Annotated in this window: 10 protein-coding genes and 1 tRNA gene; 9 read left to right on the top strand and 2 right to left on the bottom strand. The window is 71.2% G+C overall.

Translation table 11 applies throughout. The features are described 5' to 3' along the window. Window positions 1-45 precede the first annotated feature (45 nt). A complete protein-coding gene (locus ACFYX3_RS19490) occupies window positions 46-2,310 on the bottom strand; it encodes an ADP-ribosyltransferase domain-containing protein (protein ID WP_389014799.1) in 2,265 nt (754 codons plus the stop codon). A gap of 131 nt (window positions 2,311-2,441) precedes the next feature. On the opposite strand from ACFYX3_RS19490, the gene ACFYX3_RS19485 reads away from it, so the two are divergent. Both ACFYX3_RS19485 and ACFYX3_RS19480 read left to right on the top strand, forming a co-directional pair. Beyond that, on the top strand, window positions 2,442-2,999 hold the full coding sequence (locus ACFYX3_RS19485) for a PadR family transcriptional regulator (RefSeq protein WP_376587564.1): 558 nt from the start codon (window positions 2,442-2,444) through the stop codon (window positions 2,997-2,999). Window positions 3,000-3,041: 42 nt separating this feature from the next. Next, window positions 3,042-4,766 carry an acyl-CoA dehydrogenase family protein gene (locus tag ACFYX3_RS19480; RefSeq protein WP_389014795.1) on the top strand — a complete coding sequence of 575 codons (1,725 nt, stop codon included), beginning with the start codon at window positions 3,042-3,044 and terminating at the stop codon, window positions 4,764-4,766. A gap of 64 nt (window positions 4,767-4,830) precedes the next feature. Here the strand turns inward: ACFYX3_RS19480 and ACFYX3_RS19475 are convergent, their stop codons facing one another. Next, on the bottom strand, window positions 4,831-5,676 hold the full coding sequence (locus ACFYX3_RS19475; RefSeq protein ID WP_389014792.1) for a serine protease: 846 nt from the start codon (window positions 5,674-5,676) through the stop codon (window positions 4,831-4,833). Window positions 5,677-5,919: 243 nt separating this feature from the next. Here ACFYX3_RS19475 and ACFYX3_RS19470 point away from each other — a divergent pair, with 243 nt between their 5' ends. The 7 genes from ACFYX3_RS19470 (at window position 5,920) to ACFYX3_RS19440 (ending at window position 13,973) form a co-directional block, all read left to right on the top strand. Further along, window positions 5,920-6,198 carry a polyprenyl synthetase gene (locus ACFYX3_RS19470; protein ID WP_389014789.1) on the top strand — a complete coding sequence of 93 codons (279 nt, stop codon included), beginning with the start codon at window positions 5,920-5,922 and terminating at the stop codon, window positions 6,196-6,198. Beyond that, a complete protein-coding gene (locus ACFYX3_RS19465) occupies window positions 6,191-7,243 on the top strand; it encodes a polyprenyl synthetase family protein (protein WP_389014786.1) in 1,053 nt (350 codons plus the stop codon). The genes ACFYX3_RS19470 and ACFYX3_RS19465 overlap by 8 nt, the downstream gene beginning before the upstream one ends. Before the next feature lie 32 nt (window positions 7,244-7,275). Further along, the gene (locus ACFYX3_RS19460; RefSeq protein WP_389014783.1) at window positions 7,276-8,439 is read left to right on the top strand and encodes an oxygenase MpaB family protein; all 1,164 of its coding nucleotides are present in this window, start codon (window positions 7,276-7,278) and stop codon (window positions 8,437-8,439) included. A gap of 109 nt (window positions 8,440-8,548) precedes the next feature. Beyond that, window positions 8,549-8,633, top strand: a tRNA-Leu gene (locus tag ACFYX3_RS19455). A gap of 261 nt (window positions 8,634-8,894) precedes the next feature. Continuing rightward, window positions 8,895-10,631, top strand: a complete 1,737-nt coding sequence (locus ACFYX3_RS19450) for an ABC transporter ATP-binding protein (RefSeq protein ID WP_389014780.1) — start codon at window positions 8,895-8,897, stop codon at window positions 10,629-10,631. An 84-nt stretch (window positions 10,632-10,715) separates the two neighbouring features. Continuing rightward, on the top strand, window positions 10,716-12,800 hold the full coding sequence (gene recQ, locus ACFYX3_RS19445) for a DNA helicase RecQ (protein WP_389014777.1): 2,085 nt from the start codon (window positions 10,716-10,718) through the stop codon (window positions 12,798-12,800). A 210-nt stretch (window positions 12,801-13,010) separates the two neighbouring features. Continuing rightward, complete coding sequence (locus ACFYX3_RS19440) at window positions 13,011-13,973, top strand: hypothetical protein (protein WP_389014774.1); 963 nt, start codon at window positions 13,011-13,013, stop codon at window positions 13,971-13,973. Window positions 13,974-14,167 lie beyond the last annotated feature (194 nt).

The following is a 14,167-nucleotide window of genomic DNA, read 5'->3' as shown; positions in this document are numbered from 1 at the left end:
CCGGTCGCGGCCGGGGAGGGGTTGCGGCACAGGTCCTCCGAGGCCCTACGACACCAGCCCCTGCCCCTCCAGCTCGGTCAGGCGCACGGTGCACAGGCCGCCGCGCTCGGTCGTCACCTCCGTGACCTTCAGCTGGGTGCCGGGGGTGAGGATGTACTCCTCCTCGCCCGTGAACGCGGAGAACCGCCGGATCCCCACCGCGCGCGCCGGCGTCACCTCGAACAGGGTCCGTCGGCCGCGGCTGCCGAGGAAGGAGCGGGCCACGCTCGGCTCGGACGTGCACGAGGAGACACCCCACCACGTCACCGTGCGCCCCAGCGGATACTGGGACCGCAGGTCCAGGGCCACGCCGCGCCACAAGGGCTCTGTCCGTACGGGCAGTTCGGCGACCGCCGAGAACAGCAGGCGCAGGTACGGCAGGTACGGGACGAGGCGCTCCCGGTCGGGTGAGCGCAGCACGGCGTTGATCTCGCGGTAGAACGCCGACTCGCACGTGTACAGGTACAGCGCCGAGATCGCGTCGGCCGACAGGCCGCCCTCGGCCCCCGCCTCCGTCACCTTGGTCTCCGCGAACCGGCTGGACCGCTCCACGTACCGGTCCAGGTTCGCGAGCACCTGCGTCACCGGCTCGACGGCCTTCCGGAAGTCCATCACCGGCGTGTCGAACACCCCGGTGATCGGCGGCAGGACGAGCCCCTCGTCCTTGACGCTCGTGAGCCGCTCCAGATAGAGCTGGTGCAGCTCCATCGTCGACGCGATGAACGCGCCCATGCGCTCCGAGACACCACCACCGCCGGACCCGCCGGCCCCGGCCGAGTCCTGGTCCCAGCCCTTCGCCGGCAGCCAGTCGACCGGCTCCGCCCCCACCGACGCCAGGGCGTCGTTCACCTGGGCGAAGTGGTCGCCCTCGCAGAAGACGTCCCCCTGCGCCGCCGGGTTCACGTGGTCCAGGTGCCGGACCTCCACCCCCGGATACTTCTTCTCGAGCCGCTGGACGACCCGCTTCAGACTCCGGGCGTGCGCGCCCCACCACGCGAACACCACTCCACGGTCCTCCTCCTCGGCGTCCTGCTTCGCCCGGAGGATCTCCTCGACGATCTGCTCGGCCACGGGCCGCCAGAACGAAGTGTGCTGCTCGGTCGCCACGGCCCCGTCCGCACTCGCCGTGAGGGACGCGTTCAGCAGGAGGACACCCTGGGTGAGCATCGCCTGGAACCACTCCGGCGGCTGGACCGTGTCCTCCTTCTTCAGCAGGGCCCGGACGTCGGCGATCGGCGTCTTCTTCGCGATCCCGTACTTCCACATCGCGGCCGCCTTGATCAGGCAGCGGATGCTCACCACCCGGCCGAACTGGCTGTCCTTCCAGTCGTGGAAGGTGTTGTCGAACATCGCGATGCCCGTCGCGCTCTCCGCCCGCGGATACGGGTTCTGCCCGAAGGCCACCACCCTCCACTTGTGCGGCGGATGCGGCTTCAGCGCCTGGAACGTCAGCTCGCGCACCGGAACCACCTCAGGGCTCCGCTTCGGCCCGATGAACGCGCCGGCCCCGGGCTGCGCCTCGATCACCGGGGCGAGGAGCGGCAGCCACGGCTCACCGCCACCGGTGAACAGCTCGGCGAGCTTCAAGGGGTCGCCCGCGGGTGCGGGGGAGGGCGACGGGGCGGCCGGCGCCTTGATCCGCACCCGCTGCGCCGGGCCCGCGCCCTCGATGTCGTCCAGCTGCCCCAGTACCGCCGCCCGCAACGCGTCGTAGTCCGCGAACCCGTGGTCGTGGAACAGGGTGTACCCCGTCCACATCAGATTGGCGCACACCTGCGCGGGCACCTGCCCCGTCCGCGCGCCCATCCCGACGAGCGCCACCGAGCGGATGCTGCCGGGCTTCGCCAGGTTCTGCAGGTGGACCGCCTGGAACGCCGCCGCGCACGCCAGCGCCACGTTCATCGTGTCGCTGACGTTCTGCGAGGACTGCCGCATCGTCGGCGTCGAGATCAGATGGCGCGGCACCGCCGCCCCCGACGGGACGCACACCGCGCTGCCCACCGGCAGGCTCCCGCCGAAATGCTCGCGGATCGCCCGCTGCACCCGCACCTGTACACCGGCACCGAGGTGCCGCTTCACGAGGGCGTCGACCCCTCCGTCCATCCGGCCCCGCGCGTTCGTGGGGGACACCCACGCGTCCACATCGACGTCCAGAAGGGAGCCCTGCCGGATCTCGACCCCGGGCGTGTCCGCGAACGCGGACTTCCAGGCCGCCACCACCTCGTCGTTGACGTCGACGAGAACGACCCTCAACGCACGCTCGACACCCATGAATTCCCCCTGTCGTGCAATCTTCCGAACGATCTCGAAGCTATCGCCCACCACTGACAACGCCCGTGAGCCGTGTCTCACCGGCCCGGTCCGCCTTGCTATGCAACTCGTTGCATAGCAAGATCGGGCGCATGGCGCTCGACCACGCGATCCTCGTGTCCCTGCTCGAGAAGCCCGGATCCGGCTACGAGCTGGCCCGGCGCTTCGAGCGGTCCATCGGATACTTCTGGACCGCCACCCACCAGCAGATCTACCGCGTGCTCAAGCGCATGGAGAGCGACGGCTGGGTGGACGTCCGGGACGTCCCGCAGCAGGGGCGTCCCGACAAGAAGGAGTACTCCGTCGCCGGACCGGGCCGGGACGCGCTCTCCGCGTGGCTGCACGAGCCGATCGAGCCCGAGAGCGTGCGCCACGACCTCGCCGTGAAGATCCGGGGTGCCGCCTTCGACGATCCGGCCGCACTCATCGGCGAGGTCCAGCGGCACCGGCGGGCGCACACCGACCGCCTCGAGCACTACCTCGCGGGCGAGGCGCGCGACTTCCCGGAAGCCGAGAGCGACGGGCCGCTCGACGCCGAGCGGGAGCTCCAGCACGCCGTGCTGCGCGGCGGCATCGCGTACGAGCGGATGATGATCGCCTGGCTCGACGACGTCCTCGCCACGCTCGCCCGGTTCGAAGCCGACCGCTGAACCGAGCCGTACCAACCCCTCGATCCCCGAAAGGCGGACGTCATGGCCGACCCGCTGCTCTTCAACCCGCACACCTACGATCCCGCGCACTTCGACCCGGAGACCCGCCGGCTGCTCCGCGCCACCGTGGACTGGTTCGAGGCGCGCGGCAAGCGCCGGATCATCGAGGACTACCGGACCAGGGCCTGGCTCGGCGACTTCCTCGCCTTCGCCGCCGAGGAAGGGCTCTTCGCGACCTTCCTGACCCCGTCCTCCGCCGCCGGGGAGGGCGAGGGCGACAAGCGCTGGGACACCGCCCGCATCGCCGCCCTCAACGAGATCCTCGGCTTCTACGGCCTCGACTACTGGTACGCCTGGCAGGTCACCATCCTCGGGCTCGGCCCGGTCTGGCAGAGCGACAACGCCGCCGCCCGCGCCCGCGCCGCCGAACTCCTCTCCCAGGGCGAGGTGTTCGCCTTCGGACTCTCCGAGAAGTCGCACGGCGCCGACATCTACTCCACCGACATGCTGCTCACGCCCGACGGCGACGGCGGCTTCCGCGCCACCGGCTCCAAGTACTACATCGGCAACGGCAACGCCGCAGGGCTCGTCTCGGTCTTCGGCCGCCGCACCGACGTCGAGGGCCCCGACGGCTACGTCTTCTTCGCCGCCGACAGCCGCCACCCCGCGTACCACCTCGTCAAGAACGTCGTCGACTCGTCGAAGTACGTCAGCGAGTTCCGTCTGGAGGACTACCCGGTCGCCGCCGAGGACGTCCTCCACACGGGTCGCGCCGCCTTCGACGCCGCGCTCAACACCGTCAACGTCGGCAAGTTCAACCTGTGCACCGCCTCGATCGGCATCTGCGAGCACGCGATGTACGAGGCCGTCACCCACGCGCAGAACCGCATCCTGTACGGCAAGCCGGTCACCGTCTTCCCGCACGTGCGGCGCGAGTTGACCGACGCGTACGTCCGGCTCGTCGGCATGAAGCTGTTCAGCGACCGCGCCGTCGACTACTTCCGCACGGCCGGTCCCGACGACCGCCGCTACCTCCTCTTCAACCCGATGACGAAGATGAAGGTGACCACGGAGGGCGAGAAGGTCATCGACCTGATGTGGGACGTGATCGCCGCCAAGGGCTTCGAGAAGGACAACTACTTCGCCGAGGCCGCCGTGGAGATCCGCGGCCTGCCGAAGCTGGAGGGCACGGTCCACGTCAACCTGGCGCTGATCCTGAAGTTCATGAGCAACCACCTCCTCGACCCGGTGGCGTACGAGCCCGTGCCGACGCGTCTGGACGCGGCCGACGACACGTTCCTGTTCCGCCAGGGCCCGGCCCGCGGCCTCGGCTCGGTCCGCTTCCACGACTGGCGCCCGGCCTACGAGGCGTACGCCCACGTGCCGAACGTCGCCCGCTTCCGCGAACAGGCCGACGCGCTCTGCGAGTTCGTGCTCAAGGCCGCCCCCGACGAGGAGCAGAGCCGCGACCTCGACCTGCTGCTCGCCGTCGGTCAGCTCTTCGCGCTCGTCGTCCACGGGCAGCTGGTCCTGGAGCAGGCCGCCCTGACCGGACTCGACGAGGACGTGCTCGACGAGCTGTTCGCCGTCCTCGTCCGCGACTTCTCGGCGCACGCGGTCGAGCTGCACGGCAAGGACTCCGCGACGGAGCAGCAGCAGCTCTGGGCGCTCGGCGCGGTCCGCCGTCCCGTCGTCGACGAGGCGCGGTCGGGGCGGGTCTGGCAGCGCGTCGAGGCGCTGTCGGGCGCGTACGAGATGACGCCCTGATCGACCCCCGACCGCCTCTGCCCGCCGTCCTCTCGGGGGTCGGCGGGCAGAGTCGGCCGAGGTGTTACGGCTTGGGCAGGGTGCAGCCCGGGCGGTTCAGGTCGATCACGTTGCCGGCGCCGATGCAGGGGACGATCGTGTACGTCTCCTGGGCGTAGTTGATGCCCTGGCGGACGGTGACCGCGCCGCTCTCGTCGATCTCGCACGGGTTGTTCACGGTGCAGCTCTCACCGTTCTCGTTGCCCGTGTTGTTGACGGCGACGACCTTGCCGGTGGTGGCGTCGATCACGGGCGAGCCGGAGGTGCCGCCGATCGTGTTGCACGCCGAGGTGTAGCGGACCGAGTCCTTCCAGGTCCAGTCGCCCTCCTTCATGCGGTAGACGAAGCCGTCCACGTCGCAGCTGTAGATCCGCTTCCAGTATCCGGAGACCACCTTGATCGCCGAACCCTGCACCGGGTGGGCGTCGTTGAGGGTCAGGGCGCTGATGCCGTACGTGCTCTGTATCTGCGCGTACGTCTTGGTCAGCTGGTAGATCGAGATGTCCGTGTCGGTCATCGTGCCGTACGCGATCTTGCTGGCGCGCAGGGTGCCGACGCCGGTGCCGGCCGAGTTGAGCAGCGTGAACGAGCGGGAGGAGCGCTTGTTCAGGACGACCTGGCCGGGCGCCGGGAAGCCCGTCTCCAGGCAGTGGCCGTTGGAGAGGACCAGCGCGGGGTCGCTCGGCAGGGAGCTGGGCGTGCGGACGACGGAGCCGGAACAGTTGCTGAGCGCGACCGTTCCGGCGAAGTCGACGGCGGTCACTGCCGGGGCCTGCGCGACCGTCTCCCGGGGTGCGGAGGCGGCGGCCGGGACCGCTGCCGCGCCCGTCAGGAGCAGGGCGAGCAGGGCGCCGACGAGAGGCTTCTTCATGTGGGGGTTCCCCTCTGATGACTGTGCAGCCGAAGATCCTTCGGTTGTCATGCACATTCTTTGGAGGAGATGCCGCAACTGGCAAGACCACGTGCCCGGTTGAGGAGAAAGCGTCGGAGAGGTCCGGTCCCGGCCTCGTACGTCCAGCCGAGTGGATCACTCGTTCGTGAGTTCCGCCGCCACGGCCACCCGTCCGCCGCCACGCTGGGAGCGAGAGGTGACCATGAACCGGGGGAGTTGGGTGTGACGCGAGAACCGGAATCCCGTGGGGGTCTGGACGAGCGGGCGGTGCTACTGGCGGCGGGTCTCGCGGATCTGGCGGTGACCACGCTGGGTTCGGGCCTCGGGATCGTACGGGGGCTGTTGAGGAGGTCGGACGCCGCCGAGATGGCGAGCGAGGCCGAGCGGGACCTGGAGGCGCGCGGCCGCCTCGTGCTCGACCGGTACGTGTCCCCGCCCCCGGCCCACCTGGAGGTCCTCGCCCGGCACGTCCTCGCGCGACGGGCCGGCGACGGTGGCTGAGCACTGGGAGCCGACCGCGTTCAAGGCGCGCGTCGACGAGGTGCTGCGGAGGTACGCCGCCGAGGAGGCCGACGAACTCACGGCGGTCGACCCGGCCCTCGGCCCGGTGGCCGGGCAGCTGGAGTCGGCGGTCGCGGACGGCAAGCGACTGCGGGCGGCGTTCTGCTACTGGGGCTGGCGCGCGGTGGGACAGCCCGACAGCGACGCGCTCGTGCGGGCGGCGGCGTCCATGGAACTGGTGCACGCGGCCGCCGTCGTGCACGACGACCTGATCGACGACAGTCCGCTGCGGCACGGCCGGCCCACCGCGCACATGGCCCTGCGCGGCGCGGTCGCGCATCACCCGCGGCCCGCGGCGGGAGCCCGCTCGCTCGCGATGCTGGTCGGCGACCTGCTCATGTCGCTCGCCGGGCAGCTCTTCGTCACCAGCGGCCTGCCCGCCGCCTACCTCGGCCGGGCCCGCCCCCTCTGGGCGGCGCTCGCCCGGGACCTCATCGCGGGGGAGTCCCTGGAGATCCTGCGTACCGGAGCCGCCCCGGACACGACGGCCTCGCTGAAGGTGATCCGCTACAAGACCGCCAAGTACACCGTCGAGCAACCCCTGTTGATCGGCGGCGCCCTGGCCGGCGCCGGCCGGCGCCTGCGCGAGGGCTACACCGCGTACGGCGTGCCGCTCGGCGAGGCGTTCCAGCTGAGGGACGACCTGCTCGGCCTGTTCGGCGACCCGGAGGCCACCGGAAAGGCCGACGCCGACGACGTACGGGGACACCGGCCCACCGCCCTGCTGGCCGAGACCTGGCGGCTCGCCGGCGACGGGGAACGTGCCCGGCTGCGCGAACTGCTCGGCCGCTCCGAACCCGACGGGGACGCCCCGGAGGCCGTACGCGAGCTGATGCGGCGGCTGAAGGCGCCCGAGCGCGTCGAGGCCATGATCGCCGAGCGGGTCGACGAGGCCCTGCGCGCGCTCGACGAGCTGAACCTGCTCGCGGCCCCCGCCGCCGCGCTCACCGCCCTCGCGCACTCGGCCGCGGTCCGCCGTTCCTGACGCAGAACGACCCTGGACAAGGAGCTCTTCCCATGACCCCCACCGAGACGTCCATGGACGCCCTGCGCCACGCCGGTGACGAACTCGCCGACGCCACGGTCGCCACCCTCTTCGAACGCGGCGAGGTCGGCACGTTCAACACCCTCATGCGGTACGTCTCCACCGCGGGCGCCCCCCTGCCGGCCGGGCTGCCCGACGTCGCCCGCGAGTACCTCCACGCCACGAGCGCCCCGCCGTCCTGGGTGGACTGGGGGGAGATGGAGAAGGCCCGGCTGTTCTTCATCGACAACAACGTGCACATCTCCACCGCCCTCTCCTTCGCCTCCATGCCCGCCTGCTACCTCGTCCCGCACGTGGCGAAGCTGCTCTCGGCGACGCACGGTCTCAAGTACCCCTCCAAGCGGATGGCGGAGACCGGACAGTTCACCGTCCACCTGATGCAGCCCGACGCCTTCGAGGCCGGCAGCCGCTTCATCCCCGCCGCGCAGAAGGTCCGCCTGCTGCACGCGTCCATCCGGCACCACCTCAGGCGCGAGAACCGCTGGGACGTCGAGGCCTCGGGGGTGCCGATCTGCCAGGAGGACATGATCGGCGGGCAGATGTTCTTCTCGATGCTCGTCCTCGACAGCCTGCACCGCCTCGGCATCCACATGTCCTCCGAGGGGGCCGACGCGTACTACTACGCCTGGCGCGTCGTCGGCGCCATGCTGGGCGTCGACCAGGAGGCCGTGCCCAAGACCCTCGACGAGGCCCGCCGCTTCCTCGACCTGTACATGCTCCGCCACATGGGACCCTCCCCCGAGGGCGTCCATCTGACCCGGCAGCTCATCGACCTCTACGAAGAGGTCGTCCCCGGCACCTTCTTCGACCCGATCGTCTCCGCGCTCATCCGCCACCTCGTCGGCGACACGTGCGGTGACTGGCTCGAGGTGCCCCGCACCCCCTGGGACACCGTCGTGAAGTCCGTCCCCCACCTCCTCGGCGTCCTGGAGACCGTCGAGGACCGCTCCCCGCTCGGCGCCTGGGTCCTGGACCGCCTCGGCCACCTCGCCACCGTCCTCGAACTGTCCTCCCTCACCCGAGGACGCGTCATGCACTACGCCATCCCCGAACACCTCAAGAAGGACTACGGCCTCCCCACCGGCCCCCCGCGCACCCGCCGCTGGACCCCGCCGCCCGCCACGGTCTCCCCGTGACCCTCCCTCCCACCCCCGCTGACCACCGGAAACGTGGGTGAAGAGCACCCCGAAGACCTGGTAGATTGTTCTCTGTCGCCGGGGGAAACCCCGGAACGACAATCACCTGGTCCGGGTGGCGGAATGGCAGACGCGCTAGCTTGAGGTGCTAGTGCCCTTTATCGGGCGTGGGGGTTCAAGTCCCCCCTCGGACACAAGAAGAACACCACGTGGTGGTCGGGATCTCCCGGCCACCACGTGGTGTTTCTGCGTGCTGCGACACGACGCGAGGGGCGGAGGCCCGACCGGACGGTCGGACGGAAAATGCTTGGACCGCGAGAGCGTCCGCGCGGGAGACTCCTTTTGCTCACCTTCGGTACGACAACACAGGGTTGGGTATGGGATCACCAGAATCGCGCGAAGGTTCGCCGAGCAAGGGTTCGGTACTCCTCGCGCTTCGCTTCTACGGACGGGAAATGGTCCGCCTTCGACGGCTGACCACGTCGACGCTGCTCCTGGCGGCGCTCGGCAACATCGGCATCCACTACGTCGCACCACTGGTCGTCGCCAAACTCGTCGGACGGATCGCGGAAGGCGGCACCGGCGGCGTCGGCCCCCTTCTTCCGTACGTTCTGGGCTTCGCCGGCGTCCTGCTGCTCGGCGAGGTCCTGTGGCGCGTCTGCTACCACTGCCTGAACCGGGTCGACGCACGCGGCATCGAGCACCTCTACGTCATCGGCATGGACGAACTCTTCGCCAAGGACGCCGCGTTCTTCCACGACAACTTCGCCGGGTCGCTGACCAAACGCGTCGTCACCTTCGCCTCCCGCTTCGAGGAGTTCATCGACACGCTGACCTTCTCCGTCATGGGCAGCTTCGTGCCGCTCGTGTTCGCTTCGGTGGTGCTGTGGCAGTACGACCCTCTGCTCGTGGTCGGACTCCTGGTCCTCATCGCGCTCACGGGCGCGTGCGTGACCCCGCTGATCCGGCGGCGACAGGTGCTCGTCGCCGAACGCGAACAGGCCATCGCCCGGGTCTCGGGTCACGTCGCCGACAGCCTCACCAACATGGACACGGTCCGGTCCTTCGGCGCCGAGCGGCGCGAGGCCGCCGAGCACCGGTCCCGCGTCGCGGAGTCGCGGCGGCTCACCCTGCGCTCCTGGGACTACGGCAACCTGCGCATCGACACGCTCGTCGCGCCCATGTCCGTCCTCACGAACGTCCTCGGACTCGTCCTCGCCGTCGCCCTCGGCGGCGGGGAGCACGGCGTCGAGGCCGTCATCGTCGCCTTCACGTACTACGCCAACGCCACCCGGATCATGTTCGAGTTCAACCAGATCTACCGGCGCCTGGAAAGCTCGATGACGGAGGCCGCGCAGTTCACCGAGCTCCTCCTCGACAAGCCGACCGTCCTCGACCCGGAGACCCCGGAACCCCTCCGGCCCGCCGACGCCGAGGTCCGCTTCGAGAAGGTGACCTTCGCCCACGCGGGCGCGAAGCCGCTCTTCGAGGGCCTCGACCTGGACGTGCCCAGCGGCGCGAAGATCGGATTCGTGGGCCGCTCCGGCGGCGGCAAGACCACCCTCACCCGGCTGCTCCTGCGCATGACGGACGTCGACGGCGGCCGGATCACGATCGGCGGCCAGGACATCAGCCGGCTCAGGCAGACCGACCTGCGCAGCATGATCGCGTACGTCCCGCAGGATCCCGCGATGTTCCACCGCACCCTGCGGGAGAACATCGCCTTCGCCCGGCCGGACGCCACCGAGGCCGAGATCCGGCGCGCGGCCGAGGCGGCGCACGTCACGGAGTTCGCGGACGCCCTCCCCGAGGGCTTCGAGACCATGGTCGGCGAGCGGGGCGTCAAGCTGTCCGGCGGCCAGCGCCAGCGGGTCGCCCTCGCCCGGGCGATCCTCCGCGACGCCCCGATCCTGCTGCTCGACGAGGCGACCAGCGCCCTGGACTCCGAGAGCGAGATGCTCGTCCAGGACGCGCTGTGGCGGCTCATGGAGGGGCGGACGGCCCTCGTGGTCGCCCACCGGCTGAGCACGGTGGCCACGATGGACCAGCTCGTCGTCCTCGACCGCGGACGGATCGTCGAGCAGGGCACGCACCAGGAGCTCCTCACCGCCGAGGGCGCCTACGCGAAGCTGTGGCAGCACCAGTCGGGCGGCTTCATCGACGACACCCCCGCGGCGGCCGGCCTGCGGTGACGCGGTGACGTGAGGTGTCGGGGGTTGTCCACAGGTTGTCCCGGGCGGGGCCGGAGTGTCGGTGCGGACGGCTAGGCTTCAGAAATGCTCCTTTCCGACGCTCCCGACGCCACCCCCGAGATCTCCGACGCCGCCCGGGTGCTGAACCGTGTCTTCGGCTACAGCTCCTTCCGAGGGAAGCAGCAGGAGATCATCGAGCAGGTCGTCGGCGGCGGCGACGCGCTCGTCCTGATGCCGACGGGCGGCGGCAAGTCGCTCTGCTACCAGATCCCGGCCCTGGTCAGAGCGGGTACGGGCGTCGTGATCTCGCCCCTCATCGCCCTGATGCAGGACCAGGTGGACGCGCTCAGGGCGCTGGGGGTGCGGGCCGGCTTCCTGAACTCGACACAGGACCCGTACGAGCGGCAGGCCGTCGAGCAGGCGTTCCTCGCGGACGAGCTGGACCTGCTCTACCTGGCCCCCGAGCGGCTGCGCACCGAGGGCACCCAGCGGCTGCTCGACCGGGGCACGGTGTCGCTCTTCGCGATCGACGAGGCGCACTGCGTCGCCCAGTGGGGCCACGACTTCCGGCCCGACTACCTCGCCCTCTCCATGCTCCACGAGCGGTGGCCGAAGGTGCCGCGGATCGCCCTGACGGCGACGGCCACCGAGGCCACCCACGCCGAGATCGCGAAGCGGCTGGGTCTCGAGGACGCCCGGCACTTCGTCGCCGGCTTCGACCGGCCGAACATCCAGTACCGCATCGTCCCGAAGAACAACCCGCTCAAGCAGCTCCTGGAGCTGATCGGGACCGAGCACGACGGGGACGCGGGCGTCGTCTACTGCCTCTCGCGGGCCTCCGTGGAGAAGACGGCGGCCGCCCTCGTGGAGCACGGCGTCGACGCCGTCCCGTACCACGCCGGCATGGACGCCCGGACGCGCGCGGCGAACCAGGCCCGCTTCCTGCGGGAGGACGGGGTCGTCGTCGTGGCGACCATCGCCTTCGGCATGGGCATCGACAAGCCGGACGTACGCTTCGTGGCCCACCTCGACCTGCCGAAGTCGGTCGAGGGCTACTACCAGGAGACCGGCCGCGCGGGCCGCGACGGGGAGCCGGCCACGGCCTGGCTGGCGTACGGCCTCCAGGACGTCGTCCAGCAGCGCAAGCTCATCGACGGCTCCGAGGGCGACGAGACGCACCGCCGCTCCCTGGCCATGCACCTGGACGCCATGCTCGCCCTCTGCGAGACGGTCGACTGCCGCCGCGTGCGCCTCCTGGAGTACTTCGGGCAGTCCGGCAAGCCCTGCGGCAACTGCGACACCTGCCTCACGCCCGGCGAGTCCTGGGACGGGACCGTCGCCGCGCAGAAGCTGCTGTCCACGGTGTGGCGGCTCGCGAAGGAGCGGCGGCAGAAGTTCGGCGCCGGGCAGATCATCGACATCCTCCAGGGCAAGAAGACGGCCAAGGTCATCCAGTTCGACCACGACCAGCTGTCGGTGTTCGGCGTCGGCTCGGACCTGGGCGCCGCCGAGTGGCGCGGGGTCGTCCGCCAGCTCCTCGCGCAGCGGCTGCTCGCGGTGGAGGGCGACTACGGGACGCTCGTGCTGACGGAGGACAGCGGGGAGGTCCTCGGCGGACGGCGCCAGGTCCCGATGCGCAAGGAGAAGGCGCCCGCCGCCGCCTCCCGCAAGGAGTCCGGCGGCCGCTCCGGCAAGGGCGCGCGCGTGCCCGTCGACCTGCCCGCGGCTGCCGTGCCGGTCTTCGAGGCCCTCCGCGCCTGGCGGGCGGCGACGGCGCGCGAGCAGGGCGTGCCGGCGTACGTCGTCTTCCACGACGCGACGCTCCGCGAGATCGCGACCCGGCTGCCCGCCACCGTCCAGGAGCTCGGCAGCATCGGCGGCGTCGGCGAGGCCAAGCTCACCAAGTACGCGGAGGGGGTCCTCGAGGCCCTGGCGCAGTCCGGGGGCGGGGGGACGGGCGACGCGGGTCCGGACGGGATCACCACGTCCGCGCCTGCCGCGCCGACCGCGCCCGCTTCTGCGCCTCCCGCCCCGACCGTGCCCGCCGCACGCGCCGCGTCCGGCTCCGCGCCGTCGGTGCGCGGGGCAGAGCCGGACGTTCCGCCGTCCTACGACGAGGAGCCGCCGTGGGACGACGAGTTCGAACCGCCGTGGGACGAGGACGAGTAGACCGGGTCATACCGGTCGCCGGAGGCCGTGTCGGAGACATCCGACACGGCCTCCGGCCGTTCCCCGGCAGGGAACGCCTGTGCGGCGGCGGTGCGTTGGACGGGGGCGATGATCATGGTCGCGTCAGAACCTGCGATGATGTGCGGGTCTTCGGCCTTCCACCCGAACGTCAAGACGCCGTGACCCATTCATGTGAGGAACCTTCCGCCGATGACGAGCAGCCGGGACCGAATCCTGCGGACGGGTGCGGCCCTTGCCATGGCCGCCCTCGCCCTGACGGGGTGTTCCTCCGGGCAGCCGACAGGGCACGCGGCGCCGGCCGCCGCCACCGTCACGGCCGGCTCCGCCGCCGACCCGTCGTCCTGGACGCTGCCCATGCAGGCGTACCGTCCCACCACCGAGCAGGCCCGGACGCTCGCCCGGGCGGAACAGAAGCTGGTCGGCCAGTGCCTCAAGGGGTTCGGGATCCCCTGGAAGCCGGCGCCGGAGCTTCCCCGGGTCGGCCCGAAGAACTTGCTCGACTGGCGGTACGGGATCCACGACGCGGGAATGTCCGCGAAGTTCGGCTACCAGGTGGACCCGGCGCAACAGGCCCGCTACGACAAGGCGTTGCGTGCCGCAGACGCGCGGCCGCAGCTCTCCGACGACGCCCAGCTGGTCCTGGGTGGCACCGACGTCCCCGCCGAACTGCTGCAGAAGGTCGGCCCCGAGGCCCGGCGCGGCTTCTACGCGGGGCGGAAGATCCCCGAGGGCGGCTGTTTCGGCCGGGCCCGCCGGACCCTGGGCGGTTCGTCGCAGGGCGCCTCCCCCCTCGTACAGCGGCTCACGAGCGACTCGTACCCCGCGTCCATGGAGGACCCGCTGGTGAAGGCGGTGTTCGCGCGCTGGTCCGCCTGCATGAAGGCGAAGGGCTTCACGTATCCGGCGCCCATGGCCGCCAACGACGACCCCCGGTTCCGGCCCCGGCCCGAGGGCGCGTCCCGCGAGGAGATCGGCACGGCCCTGGCCGACATCGGCTGCCGCGCCACGCACCACGTCGCGGAGATCTGGCACGAGGCGGAGACCCGGATCCAGCGCGCGTCGATCGCGAGCAACGCGACGGCGCTCGCGGCGGACCGCCGCGCGCTCGACGCGTCGCTGCGCAAGGCGGCGGAGGTCCTGGCCCACTCCTGACCCTGCGGAGCGGGTGACGTCCCCGCCCGCGCCGACTTCCGCGAGCGGCGGGCGTCCTCGCCCCGCGCCCTCCCCGCGAGGCGGTGCAGGTCCTCGCCTTCCCTCGGCCCCGCGAGGGGGTGACCTCCCCGTGCCCGACTCCCGCGGAGCGGGTGACGTCCTCGCCCGAGCCCCGATCCCGCCGGCGCCGGACG

The sequence above is a fragment of the Streptomyces sp. NPDC002463 genome (assembly GCF_042889835.1).
Taxonomy (GTDB): domain Bacteria; phylum Actinomycetota; class Actinomycetes; order Streptomycetales; family Streptomycetaceae; genus Streptomyces; species Streptomyces nymphaeiformis.
This window is presented reverse-complemented; position numbering and strand designations above follow the sequence as displayed.

Coding starts and splice junctions, on each gene's coding strand:
- ACFYX3_RS19490 (WP_389014799.1), bottom strand. CDS start 2,310: ATGGGTGTCGAGCGTGCGTTGAGGGTCGTTCTCGTCGACGTCAACGAC.
- ACFYX3_RS19485 (WP_376587564.1), top strand. CDS start 2,442: ATGGCGCTCGACCACGCGATCCTCGTGTCCCTGCTCGAGAAGCCCGGA.
- ACFYX3_RS19480 (WP_389014795.1), top strand. CDS start 3,042: ATGGCCGACCCGCTGCTCTTCAACCCGCACACCTACGATCCCGCGCAC.
- ACFYX3_RS19475 (WP_389014792.1), bottom strand. CDS start 5,676: ATGAAGAAGCCTCTCGTCGGCGCCCTGCTCGCCCTGCTCCTGACGGGC.
- ACFYX3_RS19460 (WP_389014783.1), top strand. CDS start 7,276: ATGACCCCCACCGAGACGTCCATGGACGCCCTGCGCCACGCCGGTGAC.
- ACFYX3_RS19450 (WP_389014780.1), top strand. CDS start 8,895: ATGGTCCGCCTTCGACGGCTGACCACGTCGACGCTGCTCCTGGCGGCG.
- recQ (WP_389014777.1), top strand. CDS start 10,716: ATGCTCCTTTCCGACGCTCCCGACGCCACCCCCGAGATCTCCGACGCC.
- ACFYX3_RS19440 (WP_389014774.1), top strand. CDS start 13,011: ATGACGAGCAGCCGGGACCGAATCCTGCGGACGGGTGCGGCCCTTGCC.